Source organism: Plantibacter sp. RU18, from assembly GCF_050613355.1.
Taxonomy (GTDB): domain Bacteria; phylum Actinomycetota; class Actinomycetes; order Actinomycetales; family Microbacteriaceae; genus Plantibacter.
The window spans coordinates 2349111-2364084 of record NZ_CP159618.1; the positions used below are offsets into that span (position 1 = coordinate 2349111).

At 67.4% G+C, this 14974-nt stretch carries 12 protein-coding genes; 6 read left to right on the forward strand and 6 right to left on the reverse strand.

The annotated features are described in order from the left end of the window. Window positions 1–8: 8 nt before the first annotated feature. Window positions 9–2501, reverse strand: coding sequence for a DEAD/DEAH box helicase (locus ABMA10_RS11335; RefSeq protein WP_347868861.1), 2493 nt, complete (start codon window positions 2499–2501; stop codon window positions 9–11). A gap of 61 nt (window positions 2502–2562) precedes the next feature. After that, window positions 2563–3483 (reverse strand): heme o synthase, encoded by a 921-nt coding sequence (locus ABMA10_RS11340; RefSeq protein ID WP_347868755.1) that lies wholly within the window; start codon window positions 3481–3483, stop codon window positions 2563–2565. Between the two features lie 350 nt (window positions 3484–3833). Here ABMA10_RS11340 and tkt point away from each other — a divergent pair, with 350 nt between their 5' ends. Genes tkt through pgl form a run of 6 tightly spaced genes read left to right on the forward strand, consistent with a single transcriptional unit; the run spans window position 3834 to window position 11985 of the window. Continuing rightward, window positions 3834–5924 carry a transketolase gene (gene tkt / locus ABMA10_RS11345; RefSeq protein ID WP_347868756.1) on the forward strand — a complete coding sequence of 697 codons (2091 nt, stop codon included), beginning with the start codon at window positions 3834–3836 and terminating at the stop codon, window positions 5922–5924. 24 nt (window positions 5925–5948) lie between these two features. After that, window positions 5949–7058 carry a transaldolase gene (gene tal / locus ABMA10_RS11350; protein WP_347868757.1) on the forward strand — a complete coding sequence of 370 codons (1110 nt, stop codon included), beginning with the start codon at window positions 5949–5951 and terminating at the stop codon, window positions 7056–7058. Further along, entirely contained in the window at window positions 7055–8668 is a 1614-nt protein-coding gene (locus tag ABMA10_RS11355) for a glucose-6-phosphate isomerase (protein WP_347868758.1), read from the forward strand. The genes tal and ABMA10_RS11355 overlap by 4 nt, the downstream gene beginning before the upstream one ends. A gap of 25 nt (window positions 8669–8693) precedes the next feature. After that, window positions 8694–10238 (forward strand): glucose-6-phosphate dehydrogenase, encoded by a 1545-nt coding sequence (gene zwf / locus ABMA10_RS11360; RefSeq protein ID WP_347868759.1) that lies wholly within the window; start codon window positions 8694–8696, stop codon window positions 10236–10238. Continuing rightward, entirely contained in the window at window positions 10235–11197 is a 963-nt protein-coding gene (locus ABMA10_RS11365) for a glucose-6-phosphate dehydrogenase assembly protein OpcA (RefSeq protein WP_347868760.1), read from the forward strand. The genes zwf and ABMA10_RS11365 overlap by 4 nt, the downstream gene beginning before the upstream one ends. Beyond that, on the forward strand, window positions 11197–11985 hold the full coding sequence (gene pgl, locus ABMA10_RS11370) for a 6-phosphogluconolactonase (RefSeq protein ID WP_431030566.1): 789 nt from the start codon (window positions 11197–11199) through the stop codon (window positions 11983–11985). The genes ABMA10_RS11365 and pgl overlap by 1 nt, the downstream gene beginning before the upstream one ends. Before the next feature lie 84 nt (window positions 11986–12069). On the opposite strand, the gene ABMA10_RS11375 is transcribed toward pgl, so the two are convergent. From ABMA10_RS11375 to ABMA10_RS11390, 4 genes are all read right to left on the reverse strand, one after another. Further along, window positions 12070–12432: an RNA polymerase-binding protein RbpA gene (locus ABMA10_RS11375; protein ID WP_347868762.1), complete on the reverse strand. Its 363-nt coding sequence runs from the start codon at window positions 12430–12432 to the stop codon at window positions 12070–12072. A 70-nt stretch (window positions 12433–12502) separates the two neighbouring features. Further along, complete coding sequence (gene secG / locus ABMA10_RS11380) at window positions 12503–12751, reverse strand: preprotein translocase subunit SecG (RefSeq protein WP_347868763.1); 249 nt, start codon at window positions 12749–12751, stop codon at window positions 12503–12505. 136 nt (window positions 12752–12887) lie between these two features. Beyond that, window positions 12888–13691, reverse strand: coding sequence for a triose-phosphate isomerase (gene tpiA, locus ABMA10_RS11385; RefSeq protein ID WP_347868764.1), 804 nt, complete (start codon window positions 13689–13691; stop codon window positions 12888–12890). Then, window positions 13679–14896 (reverse strand): phosphoglycerate kinase, encoded by a 1218-nt coding sequence (locus tag ABMA10_RS11390; RefSeq protein ID WP_347868765.1) that lies wholly within the window; start codon window positions 14894–14896, stop codon window positions 13679–13681. Before ABMA10_RS11390 ends, tpiA begins: the two co-directional genes overlap by 13 nt. Window positions 14897–14974 lie beyond the last annotated feature (78 nt).

Here is a 14974-nt window from a genome sequence, read left to right on the forward strand (position 1 = left end):
CGGTCGCGTCAGCGCATGCCGACGGCGGTGACCCGCACGACCGCGGTGCCTGTATCGTCGGAGGCGTCGAGGTCGACGACGGCATCGATGCCCCAGTCGTGGTCTCCGGCCGGATCGGCGAACACCTGTCTGACGCGCCAGACGCCCCCGGCATCGCCGACCGGGCGTTCGTCCTCGTCATCGATCACCAGCAGCGCGGGACTCCGCGCTGCGGCACCGGTCGGCAGTTCGCCGTGCTCCTCGAAGTAGGGGTCCATCGCGTCCGCCCAGGCATCGGCGTCGAAGCCGACAGCCGCATCGAGCTCGCCCAGCGCCTCGTAGCGCTCGAGCGAGGCCAGCTGGACACGCCGGAACAGTTCGTTGCGCACGAGCACGGTGAATGCCCGCCGGTTCGCCAGGACGCTTCTCGGCGCCGGCGGCAGGGTGTGCGCCGCCTGCTCATGGCGCGCAGGATCGGGGTGGGAGAGCTCCTCCCATTCGTCGAGGAGGCTCGAGTCGACCTGGCGGACGAGTTCGCCGAGCCACTCGATGAGGTCTTGGAGCTCGTCGTCCTTGAACTCGTCCGGGACGCTCTGCCTGATGGCGCGGAACGCATCGGACAGGTAGCGGAGTACCAGACCTTCGGAGCGCGACAGGCTGTAGAACGAGACGAACTCGCTGAAGTTCAGGGCGCGCTCGATGAAGTCGCGCACGATCGCCTTCGGCCGCAGCTCGAGGTCGAGCGCCCACGGTTGAGCGGCCGTGTAGCTCGCGAAGGCTGCCTCCAGCAGTTCCGCGAGTGGCTTCGGATGGGTCACCTCCTCGAGGAGTTCCATCCGCTGCTCGTACTCGATCCCCTCGGCCTTCATAGCCTGCACGGCCTCACCTCGTGCGAGGTGCTGCTGCGCCATGATGATGGCTCGCGGGTTGTCGAGTGTCGACTCGACGACCGAGATGACGTCGAGGGCGAAGCCCGGCTGCTCGGGATCGAGCAGCTCGAACGTCGCGAGTGCGAAGGGCGAGAGCGGAGCGTTGAGGGCGAAGTTCGGCTGCAGCTCGACGGTGAGGCCGATGACGATCTCGCCGGTCCGCGGATCCGGCGTCTGCGTGATGACCCCGGCGGTCCGGAGGGTGCGGTAGATCTCCAAGGCTCGCCGTGCGAGCGCGAACTGCTTCGTGCGCGGCTCGTGATTGTCGAACACGAGCGAGCGGATGGTGCCGAAGCTGTCTCCACCCCGCGCGATGACGCTCAGCATCATGGCATGGGTGAGTTGCATGTGGCTGGTGAGCGTCTCAGGTTCGGCCGCCACGAGTCGCTGGAAGCTCGGCTCGCCCCAGGAGACGAAACCCTCCGGTGCCTTCTTCCTGATGATCTTGCGCCGCTTCTTGGGGTCGTCACCGGCCTTCTCGATGAGTTTGAGGTTCTCACTCTCGTGTTCCGGAGCCTGGATGACGACCGTTCCGGCGGTGTCGTAGCCCGCGCGCCCCGCTCGACCGGCGATCTGATGGAACTCCCGCGCGTTGAGCTGGCGCATCCGTGTGCCGTCGTACTTCGTCAATGCGGTGAAGAGCACGGTGCGGATGGGGACGTTGATTCCGACGCCGAGGGTGTCGGTTCCGCAGATGACGCGCAGGAGGCCGCGCTGGGCGAGCTGCTCGACGAGTCGGCGGTACTTCGGCAGCATCCCGGCGTGGTGCACTCCGATTCCGCTGCGCACGAGGCGGGACAGTGTGGTCCCGAAGGCGGTGCTGAAGCGGAAGTCGCCGATCGCCGCCGCGATCTCGTCCCGTTGCTCGCGCGTCACGATCTTGAGACTCGTGAGCGCCTGCGCCCGTTCGAGGGCGGCCGCCTGGGCGAAGTGCACGATGTAGACGGGCGCCTGGTTGGTGAGCAGGAGCTCCTCGACCGTCTCATGGATCGGTGTCGTCGCGTAGGAGAAGTGGAGGGGTACGGGACGTTCGACGCCGGTCACGACCGCGCACTCGCGTCCCGTGCGGCGCTCGAGGTCTGCTGCGAGCTCGCTGACGTCGCCGAGTGTCGCGGACATGAGGACGAACTGTGTCTTCGGAAGGGTCAGGAGCGGCACCTGCCACGCCCATCCGCGGTCGGGATCCGCGTAGAAGTGGAACTCGTCCATGACGACCTGGTCGATGCCCGCGTCCGCGCCGTGGCGAAGTGCCAGGTTCGCCACGATCTCGGCGGTGCAGCAGACGATCGGTGCGTCAGCGTTGACCGAGGAGTCGCCGGTGACCATCCCGACGTTCGAGGCACCGAACATCTCCACGAGCGCGAAGAACTTCTCGCTCACGAGGGCCTTGATGGGAGCCGTGTAGTAACTGCGTCTGCCTGAACTGATGGCGGCGAAGTGTGCGCCCGCTGCGACGAGGCTCTTACCTGTCCCCGTCGGGGTCGACAGGATCACGTTTGCTCCGTCGACGATGCCGATCAGCGCTTCCTCCTGCGCGGGATACAGGCTGATGCCGCCGGCTTCCGCCCAGGAGACGAAACGATCGAAGACCATGTCGGGGCTCTCCCCCGACGCAGCGATCAGCTGGCCGCGCTCCGGTGCGTCGCCCACCGGGTCAGAACGGGAGTAGCGGGTCGATGCCGACGGCGAGGAACAGGAGGGTCAGGTAGGTGATCGAACCGTGGAACACGCGCATCGGCGACACATGCTCGTGGCGGATCGCGAGGTTGTAGAGACGATGCGTCTCGTAGACGAACCAGCCGCCGGAGAGGAGCGCGACTGCGCTGTACAGCACGCCCATGTCCGCGACGGGGATCAGTAGCAGCGAGCATGCGACCGTGGCCCAGGCGTAGAGGATGACCTGCAGGCCCACCTGCGCGCGCCCTCGGACGACCGCGAGCATGGGGACGTCGACTGCCTTGTAGTCGCTCCGGTACTTCATCGAGAGCGGCCAGTAGTGCGGCGGGGTCCAGAGGAAGACGACGGCGAAGAGGATGATCGGCGCCCAGCTGAGGGAGCCCGTCACCGCGGCCCAACCGATGACCACGGGGAAGCAGCCGGCGATCCCACCCCAGATGATGTTCTGCTGGGTGCGACGCTTCAGCCACAACGTGTAGATGAACACGTAGAAGAGGATGGCTCCCACGGACAGCGCAGCGGCGAGCCAGTTCGTTGTGGCGAGGAGCCACAGGGTGGAGACGACAGCGAGGGTCCAGGCGAACACCAGCGCCTCGCGCGGTGTGAGCTCGCCGGTGACCAGCGGTCGCTTCTTGGTGCGGTCCATGACGGCGTCGATGTCGCGGTCGATGTAGCAGTTGAAGGCTGCGGCGGATCCGGCGCTCAGTGAGCCGCCGATGACGGTCGCGATGACGAGCCACCAGTCGGGCAGGCCACCCTTGGCGAGGATCATGACGGGGATCGTCGTGACGAGCAGGAGCTCCATGACCCGCGGCTTCGTGAGGGCGATGTACGCCTTCGCCTTGCGTCGGAAACCGAGCCTGGGGCTCGAGACACGTTCTGCTACAGCGACGTCCATTGCTCCTCTAACGTTCGTTCGCCACGCACTGCTCGCCCGGTGCGCGGTCCGCAGACGATTCTACGACACGCGGGCCCCACGCAGTGCTCACGGCGGGCGCCGTGCTGCAAGCGCTGCAACGATCCTGCGCTGCGTGGCGTTCGCGGTCATCGAACATGGACCGACGAGTGTGGTGGTTCGCTATGCTGGAAGTGCTCGCCAGCCACTGTGCACGCGTGTTCCTCCCTTCAAGTCGTTCGAAGTGCGGTGCCGCGTGCGCGGACGCCGAAGAAGTCGTGGGCCGCGAACGCACAGAAGAAGGCACGACTGAAGCGTCGTCCTCCTGTTCCGATAAGAAGGGTCAGTATTCAGTGGCAGCTCTGCAGTGGGAAAGCATTGACAACCAAGCAGTCGACACGGCGCGAATCCTCGCCGCCGACGCCGTGGAGAAGGTCGGCAACGGCCACCCCGGCACGGCGATGAGTCTCGCTCCGGCGGCCTACCTGCTGTTCCAGAAGGTCATGCGGCGCGACCCGAAGGACCAGGACTGGCTCGGACGCGACCGCTTCGTACTGTCGGTCGGGCACAGCTCGCTGACGCAGTACGTCCAGCTCTACCTCGGCGGCTACGGCCTCGAGCTCTCCGATCTCGAGGCGCTCCGCACGTGGGGCTCCCTCACGCCTGGTCACCCGGAGTACGGTCACACCAAGGGTGTGGAGATCACCACGGGTCCGCTCGGACAGGGTCTCGCCTCCGCCGTCGGGTTCGCCTACGCATCGCGCTTCGAGCGCGGTCTCTTCGACCCCGAAGCCGATGCGGGCACGAGCCCGTTCGACCATTTCGTCTACGTCATCGCCGGCGACGGCGACCTGCAGGAGGGCGTCACCAGCGAGGCCTCCTCGCTGGCCGGGCACCAGCAGCTCGGCAACCTCATCGCGATCTACGACTCCAACCAGATCTCGATCGAAGACGACACGAACATCGCCTTCACCGAGGACGTCAAGGCTCGTTACGAGGCGTACCACTGGCACGTCCAGGTGGTCGACTGGAAGAAGACCGGCGAGTACGTCGAGGACGTCCACGCACTGAACGACGCGATCGAAGCCGCCAAGGCCGAGACCGACAAGCCCTCGCTGATCATCCTCAAGACGATCATCGGCTGGCCCGCGCCCAAGAAGCAGAACACCGGCAAGATCCACGGCTCCGCACTCGGCGCCGAGGAGCTCGCAGCGGTCAAGGAGGTGCTCGGCTTCGACCCCGAGCAGAACTTCTTCGTCGCAGACGAGGTCATCGAGCACACCCGCAAGGCCGTCGATCGCGGTGCAGCTGAGCGCGCAGAGTGGCAGGTGACGTTCGACGCATGGGCTGCAGCCAACCCCGAGCGCGCAGCACTCCTCGCGCGTCTGGAGACCGGTGAGCTCCCCGACGGCGTCGAGTCCGCTCTTCCCGTGTTCGAGGCGGGTAAGGACGTGTCGACCCGTGCCGCCTCCGGCAAGGTGCTCAACGCGCTCGGCCCGGTCATCCCCGAGCTCTGGGGCGGCTCCGCCGACCTCGCCGAGTCGAACAACACGACGATCGAGGGTGGTGCGTCGTTCATCCCGAGTGAGCACTCCACCCACGAGTGGACCGGCAACCCCTACGGTCGCGTCCTCCACTTCGGTATCCGCGAGCACGCCATGGCCGCCATCCTGAACGGCATCGTGCTCCACGGCCCGACGCGCGCCTTCGGTGGGACCTTCCTCATCTTCAGCGACTACATGCGTCCTGCGGTCCGTCTCGCCGCGCTCATGAACGTGCCGTCCATCTTCGTCTGGACGCACGACTCCGTCGCGCTCGGCGAGGACGGCCCGACGCACCAGCCGATCGAGCAGCTCGCTTCGCTGCGCGCCATTCCGAACCTCGCCGTCGTCCGCCCGGGCGACGCCAACGAGGTCGCATACGCCTGGCTCGAGATCCTCAAGCGTCGTGGTGGCCCGTCCGGCATCGCGCTGACCCGTCAGAACATCCCGGTGTTCGAGCGCGGCACGGGCGAGGCGACCGGTGAGACCTTCGCGAGTGCCTCCAACGTCTCGAAGGGCGCGTACGTGCTCGCAGAGGCTCCCGGCGGCACCCCCGACGTCATCCTCATCGCGACCGGCTCCGAGCTGCAGCTCGCCGTCGAGGCTCGCGAGGTCCTGCGCGGCGAGGGCGTCAACGCCCGCGTCGTCTCGGTCCCCGTCCTCGAGTGGTTCGAGGACCAGTCGGCCGAATATCGCGAGTCCGTCCTCCCGAAGGCCGTCACCGCGCGCGTCTCCGTCGAGGCTGGCCTCGGCCTGACCTGGAAGAGCATCGTCGGTGACGGTGGCCGTACGGTCTCGATCGAGCACTTCGGTGCGTCGGCCGACTACAAGACGCTGTTCCGCGAGTTCGGCATCACCACGGAGGCAGTCGTCTCCGCAGCACACGAGACGCTCGGCAAGTAGCCCGGGCGAAGGAGACAGAAGAACATGACTGAAACCCCAACCGCTCAGCTGTCCGCCGCCGGCGTCAGCATCTGGCTCGACGACCTCTCCCGCGGACGCATCCAGTCCGGTGGCCTGGAGCAGCTCATCGCGGACCGCAACGTCGTCGGCGTCACCACGAACCCGACCATCTTCGCCGCCGCGCTCAGCAACGGCGACGTCTACGCCGAACAGGTCGCGACGCTCGCCGCGGCCGGCACGTCGGTGACCGACGCCGTGTTCGAGATCACGACAGACGATGTGGCAGCAGCCTCGAAGATCTTCCGCCCGATCTACGACGGCTCTCACGGCTACGACGGCCGCGTCTCGATCGAGGTCGAGCCCGGCTTCGCCCACGATGCTGCCGCCACGATCGAACAGGCCAAACAGCTCTGGGCCAAGGTCGACCAGCCGAACGCGATGATCAAGATCCCCGCAACTGTCGAAGGCCTCGAGGCGATCACCGCGGTGATCGGCGCGGGTATCAGCGTCAACGTCACGCTGATCTTCAGCCTCACGCGCTACCGCGAGGTCATCAACGCATTCCTCACCGGTCTCGAGCAGGCCAAGGCTGCCGGCCACGACCTCTCGACCATCCACTCGGTCGCTTCGTTCTTCGTGTCGCGAGTCGACACCGAGATCGACAAGCGTCTCGACGCGATCGGCAGCCCGGAGGCCGTCGCCCTCAAGAGCAAGGCAGGTGTCGCGAACGCCCAGCTCGCCTACGAGGCCTTCGAGCAGGAGTTCTCCAGCGAACGCGCCACTGCACTCATCGAGGCCGGTGCGAACAGGCAGCGCCCGCTCTGGGCATCGACCGGCGTCAAGTCGGCCGAGCTCCCGGACACGCTCTACGTCACGGAGCTCGTCGCAGACGGCGTCGTCAACACCATGCCGGAGAAGACCCTCGAGGCCACCTTCGACCATGGCGTCATCACCGGCGACACGGTCACCGGCTCGTACGGGTCCGCCAACGAGGTGCTCGACGCCCTCGCAGCGCTGGGCGTCTCCTACGACGAGGTCACTGCGCTCCTCGAGAAGGAGGGCGTTGAGAAGTTCATCGTCTCCTGGAACGAGCTGCTCGACACCGTGACCGCCGCCCTGGAGGCCGCCAAGTGAGCTTCAAGATCCACGTGAGCGGCGCGGCCGAGGCCGCTGTCGAGGCGGTCGTCCCGACCCTCGTCAGCGACCTCGTCGCTTCGCGCATCACGGACCAGGACCCCACCCTGTGGGGTCCTGCGACCGAGGCTGAGGCGTCCAAGCGTCTCGGCTGGGTCCAGGCGGTCTCCGTCTCCCGTGCACTCGTCGAGCCCATCCTCGCCCTGCGCGAGGAACTCCACGACCAGGGCATCGACCACATCGTGCTCGCGGGAATGGGCGGCTCCTCGCTCGCGCCCGAGGTCATCACCAACACGCTCGACGGTCAGCTCACGGTCCTCGACTCGACGGCACCCGGCCAGGTCCTCGCGGCCCTCGCCGACCGCCTCGAGTCGTCCGTCCTGGTCGTGTCGTCGAAGTCCGGTTCCACGGTCGAGACCGACAGCCAGCGTCGTGCCTACGAGGCCGCGTTCACGGCAGCGGGTATCGACCCGACCGGGCGAATCGTCATCGTCACCGACCCGGGTTCCCCGCTCGAGACCGCTGCGAATGCGGCGGGCTACCGCGTGTTCAACGCCGATCCCAACGTGGGCGGTCGCTACAGCGCACTGACCGCGTTCGGTCTCGTTCCGTCCGGACTCGCCGGTGTCGACATCGGCGCGCTCCTCGACGAGGCCGATTCGGTCCTCGGCGAGCTCGCGATCGATGACGCTTCGAACCCAGGACTCATCCTCGGTGCAGCCATCGGTGGCACCGTCCCTCTGCGCGACAAGGTCGGTCTGATCACCGACGGAACGCACATCGTGGGCTTCCCCGACTGGGCGGAGCAGCTGATCGCCGAATCGACCGGGAAGTCCGGCCGCGGTCTGCTTCCCGTCGTACTGAACACACTTGCTCCCGAACTCGAGTCGAAGCCCGCCGATCTCCAGATCGTGCGCATCGTCGACGACGCCCACGAGCTCCATCTGTTCCCTCGGGACCGCCACGAGGGAGAGATCCTCGTCAGCGGCAGCCTCGGTGCGATGATGCTGGTGTGGGAGTACGCGACGGTCGTCGCCGGTCGTCTGCTCGGCATCGACCCGTTCGACCAGCCCGACGTCGAGTCGGCGAAGATCGCGACCCGTGGGCTGCTCGACAACCGTCCTGAGCCTGAAACCCCGGCGTTCGTCGAGGACGGCATCGAGGTCCGCGGCTCCGACGGTCTCCTCGCCGGGGTCACCACGCTGTCCGGCGCGATCGAGGCGCTGCTCGCGCAGCTCCCGGCCGACGGCTACGTCGCGATCCAGGGCTACGTCGACCGTCTCGCCTCTCCGCAGCTCGAGAGCATCCGCGACCTCGTCGCGGCGAAGGCGGCCCGCCCCACGACCTTCGGCTGGGGCCCGCGCTTCCTGCACTCGACCGGCCAGTACCACAAGGGTGGCCCGGCGAACGGCGTGTTCCTGCAGATCACGGAGACGGCACCTGTCGATCTCGAGATCCCGGAGCGACCGTTCACCTTCGGCCAGCTCATCGAGGCCCAGGCGGGCGGCGACGCCCGCGTCCTCGCGGAGCACGGCCGCCCGGTCCTCACACTGACGCTCTCGTCACCGGACCAGAACATCGTCACCCTCTTCGACGCCGTCAACGACTAGCGCGCGTCACAGTACAAGGAGCTTCATGTCCCCGGTGGAAATCACCCCGGAGTCCAACCCATTGCGGGTGGACACCGACCGACGCCTCAATCGGATCGCGGGTCCGAGCGGCCTCATCATCTTCGGCGTGACAGGCGACCTGTCCCGCAAGAAGTTGATGCCGGCCGTGTACGACCTCGCGAACCGCGGCCTTTTGCCGCCCGGCTTCTCGCTCGTCGGGTTCGCCCGACGCGACTGGGAGGACCAGGACTTCATGGAGGTCGTCCACGACTCCGTGAAACAGTACGCCCGCACGGAGTTCCGTGAGGACGTCTGGAACCAGCTCGCGCAGGGCATCCGCTTCGTTCCCGGCGAGTTCGGCGACGACGCGGCCTTCGAGAAGCTCAAGGCCACGATCGAGGAACTCGATGCCGACCGCGGAACCATGGGCAACCACGCGTTCTACCTCTCCATCCCGCCGAAGGCGTTCCCGCAGGTCACGGAGCAGCTCCGGCGCTCCGGCCTCGCGGAGCCCGCCGAGGGTCAGTGGCGCAGGGTCGTCATCGAGAAGCCGTTCGGGAGCGACCTCAAGACGGCTCGCGAACTCAACGACATCGTGCAGTCGGTCTTCCCGTCCGACTCGATCTTCCGGATCGACCACTACCTCGGCAAGGAGACGGTTCAGAACATCCTCGCGCTCCGTTTCGCGAACCAGTTGTACGAACCCATCTGGAACGCGAACTACGTCGACCATGTACAGATCACGATGGCCGAGGACATCGGCGTCGGCGGTCGTGCCGGGTACTACGACGGGATCGGCGCCGCCCGCGACGTCATTCAGAACCACCTGCTCCAGCTCCTCGCGCTGACCGCCATGGAGGAGCCCATCTCCTTCAACGCAGCCGATCTGCGCGCGGAGAAGGAGAAGGTGCTGGCTGCCGTCCGGCTTCCGGACGACCTCGGCGCCGCGACCGCTCGCGGCCAGTACGCCGGCGGTTGGCAGGGTGGCGAACATGTCACCGGGTTCCTCGACGAGGACGGGATGGATCCCGAGTCGACGACGGAGACCTACGCCGCGATGCGCCTCGACATCGGCACCCGCCGGTGGGCCGGCGTGCCGTTCTACCTGCGCGCAGGGAAGCGTCTCGGCCGTCGCGTGACCGAGATCGCCGTGGTCTTCAAGCGTGCCCCGCAGTATCTCTTCGCGGAGAGCCAGACGTCTGCACTCGGGCAGAACGCGCTCGTCATCCGCGTCCAGCCCGATGAGGGCGTCACGATCCGGTTCGGCTCCAAAGTCCCTGGGGCTGGCACGCAGGTGCGCGACGTCACGATGGACTTCGGCTACGGACATGCATTCACCGAGGCGAGCCCCGAGGCCTACGAGCGACTCATCCTCGATGTGCTGCTCGGCGACCCGCCACTGTTCCCCCGGCACGAGGAGGTCGAGCTCTCCTGGAAGATCCTCGATCCGATCGAGGAGTACTGGGCTGCTCAGGACACACCGCTGGAGCAGTACGCTCCCGGAACCTGGGGCCCGTCCTCTGCCGATGACCTCATGAACCGCGACGGACGTACCTGGAGACGACCATGATCGTAGACCTGCCCGACACCACCACGAGCAAGCTCTCCAAAGCGCTCGTCACCATCCGCGAGGATGGCGGCGCCGTCGCTCTGGGGCGTGTGCTCACCCTGGTGATCTCGACGCGTCTGGGTGCCGAGGAGGAAGCCATCGAGGCCGCCAATGAGGCGTCTCGTGAGCACCCGATGCGTGTCATCGTGTTGTCGACCGAGGCGGAGGGCGAGCGCTCGTCCGTCGGCGACCGTCTCGACGCGCAGATCCGCGTCGGTGGCGATGCCGGCGCGAGCGAGGTCGTCATCCTCCGCGCGTACGGTGCGGTCGCCGACAACGAGGAGAGCCTCGTCACGGGTCTCCTCCTGCCTGACGCACCGGTCGTCGCCTGGTGGCCGGGTGAGGCGCCCGAGCGCGTCTCAACCTCGCCGATCGGCCGGATCGCCCAGCGACGCATCACGGACGCGTCAGCAGCGGCGGACACCCACGCTGCGCTGCGCGGTCGTGCCGCGAACTACGCGCCCGGTGACACCGACTTCGCGTGGACCCGTTTGACGCTGTGGCGGGCCCAGCTCGCCGCAGTGCTCGATCAGCCGCCCTACGAGCCGGTCACGGCGATCGAGGTCTCCGGAGCATCGGACTCCCCGTCCACCGAACTGCTCGCGGCCTGGCTGCAGCTGCAGCTGCAGGTCACGGTGACCCATGAGCTGAGCATGGCCCACGGCTCGAGCGGCATCCACGGTGTCCGCCTGACGCGCGCCTCCGGGAACGTCATCCTCGAGCGTCCCGTTCCGGACATCGCGACCCTCATCCAGCCCGGTCAGCCGACGCACGACCTGTCCCTCCCCCGGCGCAGCCTGCGCGACTGCCTCGCAGAGGAACTTCGCACGCTCGACCCCGACGTGCTCTACGGACAGGTCATCACGGTCGGCCTGCCCGGACTCGGTGAGCCGGTCACGCTTCGAGCTCGGGCAAGCTGATGCCGACCGAGCGACGCGTCCTCGTCTATCAGGACCGCGAGCAACTGACCACCTCTGTCGCCAAGCGGTTCCTCTCGCGGACGCGGGAGCTCCTCGAGTCGCAGGAGACCGTGCATGTCGTGCTCACGGGCGGAACCGTCGGGACGGGTACGCTGGCCGCGGTGGCCGCGTCGAAGGACCGCGCCCGTGTCGACTGGTCGCGCGTCCACCTGTGGTGGGGCGACGAACGGTGGGTCCCCCGCGACCACGCCGATCGCAACGAGTTCCAGGCGCGTGAAGCGCTCCTCGACGACCTTCTCGCTCTCCCAGAGCGTGCTCTGCTCGCGGAGCACGTGCACGGCTACCCGGCACCAGAGGACGGGATCGATCTCGATGCCGCCGCCACCTGGTATGCCGACGAGCTGAAGCGGTTCGCTCGAGACGATGAGGACCACCCACGCTTCGACATCACGTTCCTCGGTGTCGGACCGGACGGGCACGTCGCTTCGCTCTTCCCGGAACGCGCCGAGGTCTCGGTGACCGACGTCTCGGTCGTTCCGGTGCGGAACTCCCCCAAGCCCCCCGCGGAGCGCCTGAGCCTCACCCGGCCGGCGATCAACTCCTCGGTCAGGGTGTGGCTCGTGCTCGCCGGCGCAGACAAGGCCTCGGTGCTCGGTCTCGCGCTTGCAGGGGCCAGCTACAACGAGGTCCCCGCTGCCGGAGCCAAGGGTCGCAAGCGCACCGTGTTCTTCGTCGATCAGGACGCCGCGGCCGAAGTGCCCGACGCGTTGATCCTGCCGGAGTACTGATCGCTCAGGTCCACAACGGACAGCAACGCAACATGAACAGGCCGTTCCCCTCGGGGAACGGCCTGTTCATGTTGCGGCGTCGGGCTACTTGGAGGCGGTGCCTCGGCGTGCGCGAAGCTGCTGCAGCGCCTCTTCGAGCAGCTGCTCTGCCTCTTCCTCCGTGCGACGTTCCTTCACGTAGGCAAGGTGCGTCTTGTACGGTTCGAGCTTTGCGACCTCGGGCGGGTTCGCCTTGTCGCGGCCTGCCGGCAGTCCGGAGGTCGGGCAGTCGATCGTCTCGGGGATCTCCTCGTCGGGCACGTTGGCCGCGAAGTGCCGGACGGTCTCGTTGCCGAGGGCGTCCCAGTAGGAGATGGCGATGCGGTCGGCGTGGTAGCCGTGGTCCTGCTCGCCCATGGGACCTGCGCCGACGCGTGATCCTCTGATTGCGCTTCCGCCTGATGCCATGGTGTTTCCTCTTTCTCGTGCTGTCGAGAGTGATTCGGGTGTGTTACGTGGAGCCGGGGCCGCGAGCTGTTTACGCCGCGGCGAACTTGGTCAGGAGACCGATGACGACGATGCAGGCGCCCCACGTGAGACCGAGGATGACGGTGAAGCGGTTGAGGTTCCGCTCTGCCACGCCCGAGGAGCCGAGGTTGCTGGACGAACCGCCACCGAACATGTCGGAGAGTCCGCCACCGCGACCCTTGTGCAACAGGATCAGGAAGGTGAGCAGGAGGCTGGTGATGCCGAGCAGCACCTGCAGGACGACCTGGAGAATCTCCACGTGAAACCTTTCGCATTCGCGTTCAGAGGGGCTGAACCGTCGTCAAGTATACCTCGACGGTGCAACGGACCCGGCTCGGCCCGCGGACGATGCCGCAGAGCCGAGCCAGGTGGGTGATGCTGGATGAGTCGAGCGCTTACAGGCCGACGTGCTGGGAGAAGCGTGCAATGCCCGCGAACTCCTCGGCGAGGAGGCTCGCGCCACCGACGAGGGCACCGTCGACGTCGGGTTCGCGCATGAAACCGGCGATGTTCGAAGACTTCACGGATCCGCCGTAGAGGATACGGGTCCGCTGGGCTGCATCGTCGCCGAGGACCTCGGCGAGCGTGGCGCGGAGCGCTGCAGCGACCTGCTGCGCCTGCTCCGGCGTCGCGGCCTGACCGGAACCGATGGCCCAGACGGGCTCGTAGGCCACGACGATGTCGGCGTCGGGCGACAGGCCGGCGATCGCGGCGCGGAGCTGCGCGACCGGCACTGCCGACGGACCGTGCTGCTCGAGGTCCGCCGCAGTCTCGCCGATGCAGATCACCGGGACGAGCCCGTGCTTGACCGCAGCCGCGGTCTTCGCCTGGACGACCTCGTCGGTCTCGTCGTGCAGGGTGCGACGCTCGGAGTGACCGACGAGCACGTAGCGGCAGTCGAGCTTCGCGAGGAACGCTCCGGAGATCTCGCCTGTGTAGGCGCCGGAGTCGTGCTGCGACAGGTCCTGTGCGCCGTAGGCGAGCTGGAGCTTGTCAGCGGCGACGATCGTCTGGACCGAACGGAGATCGGTGAACGGCGGGAAGATCGCGACCTCTGCGTCGGCGTAGTCGTGCTTGCCGTCCTTCAGCGTCCAATCGAGCTTCTGGACGAGCGCGATCGCCTGGAGGTGATCCAGGTTGAGCTTCCAGTTGCCGGCGATGAGGGGCACGCGCGCGTGCCCCGGGGTTACTGCTGCCATCCGAGGACCTCCAGTCCAGGCAGGCGCTTGCCCTCGAGGAACTCGAGGCTCGCGCCGCCGCCAGTTGAGATGTGACCGAACTGGTCATCATCGAAGCCGAGCGCGCGAACCGCGGCGGCCGAGTCACCGCCACCGACGACGCTGAGGCCGTCCGTGCGGGTAAGAGCTTCTGCGACAGCACGGGTGCCCGCCGCGAACGGAGCCAGTTCGAAGACGCCCATCGGGCCGTTCCAGAACACGGTCTTGGAGGAGGCCACGATCTCCGCGAACGCGGCTGCCGTGTCCGGACCGATGTCGAGGCCGAGGCCGGCGGAGCCGTACGGTGTGTCCTCGATGCCCTCGGCGGGGCGCACGACGTGTTCGGCGTCCGCACCGAACTTCGAGGCGACGACGACGTCGGTGGGCAGCACGATCTTCACGCCGAGCTCCTCCGCCTTGGCGAGGTAGCCGAGGACGGTGTCGATCTGATCCGCTTCGAGCAGACTCGAGCCGACCGGGTGGCCCTTGGCGGCGAGGAAGGTGAAGAGCATTCCGCCGCCGATGAGGAGCGAGTCGACGCGCGGGAGGAGGTGACCGATGACGCCGAGCTTGTCCGACACCTTCGAACCGCCGAGGACGACCGTGTACGGGCGCTCAGGGGTCTCGGTGAGCCGGTCGAGGACGTCGAGCTCGGTGGAGATGAGCAGGCCTGCGGCACTCGGCAGGAGCTTCGCGAGCTCGTACACGCTCGCCTGCTTCCGGTGGACGACGCCGAATCCATCGGAGACGACCACATCGCCGAAGGCGGCGAGCTTCGCGGCGAACGCGTTGCGTTCGGCCTCGTCCTTGCTCGTCTCGGCGGCGTTGAAGCGCAGGTTCTCGAGGAGCACGACGTCGCCGTCGGTGAGGGCGGCGACAGCCTCGGTGGCAGCACTGCCCACGGTGTCGGCGGCGAAGGTCACGGGCTTGCCGAGGAGTTCGGACAGACGCTGCGCAACCGGCGCGAGGCTGTACTTCGCGTCAGGCGTGCCGTCGGGCCGGCCGAGGTGAGAGACGATGACGACTCGCGCACCCTGGTTGATGAGTGCGTTGACGGTCGGGAGGGCTGCGCGGATGCGGCCGTCATCGGTGATGACGCCGTCCTGCAGCGGGACGTTGAGATCGAGGCGGACGACGGCGCGGCGGCCGCCGAGGGCGCCGAGCGAATCGAGGGTGCGGAGGGTCATGTGGTGGGTCTTTCTCTGCGCGGAGCCGGGACAGACGATGAAGCCGAACGGGCGCCCTGAACATGATTCAGGACGCCC